The following is a 644-nucleotide window of genomic DNA, read 5'->3' as shown; positions in this document are numbered from 1 at the left end:
TTCCTGGCCCTGCCGACGCTGATCGTGATCCCGATGTCGTTCTCTCAGTCGCAGTATCTGGAGTTTCCGCCGCGGCAATGGTCGTTGCGCTGGTACGAGGCGTTCTTCTCCTCGCAGAGCTGGATGGCGGCGACGGGGACCTCGCTCAAGGCCGGCATCTGCACGGCGCTCGTGGCGACGCCGGTCGGCACGCTTGCGGCCTATGGGCTGCATGTCTCGCGGCTGCGCTTCGGCGGGGTCGTGATCCTGGCGCTGCTGACGCCGACGATCGTTCCGGTCATCCTCGTCGGCGTCGCGCTGTTCTATGCCTTCGTGCAGCTCAAGATGGTCAATTCCTTCCTCGGCATCGTGCTCGCGCACACGATGCTTGCTGTGCCGATCGTGATGATGATCGTCGGCTCGGCCCTGAAGAGCTTCGATCTCGACCAGGAGCGCGTTGCCCGCAGCCTGGGCGCGACGCGGGCGCAGGCCTTCCTCCAGGTGACGATGCCCCAGATCGGCTTCGCCATCGTCACCTCGGCCCTGCTCTCCTTCCTGACCTCCTTCGACGAGGTGGTGGTCTCGCTCTTCGTCTCCGGCGGCGACAACTCGACGCTGACGCGCGCGATGTTCATGGCGCTGCGCGACCAGATCGACCCGACCAT

Annotated in this window: 1 protein-coding gene; it reads left to right on the top strand. The window is 65.5% G+C overall.

Going from position 1 to position 644, the window contains the following annotated elements; genetic code table 11:
* The coding region (locus AC1DRP_RS36790; RefSeq protein ID WP_476771170.1) for an ABC transporter permease at positions 1–644 on the top strand (644 nt) is incomplete at both ends.

This window comes from Allobosea sp. 01N443 (genome assembly GCF_056399325.1).
Note: the sequence above shows the minus strand (reverse complement) of the source record. Positions and strands in the feature narration are given on the sequence as shown.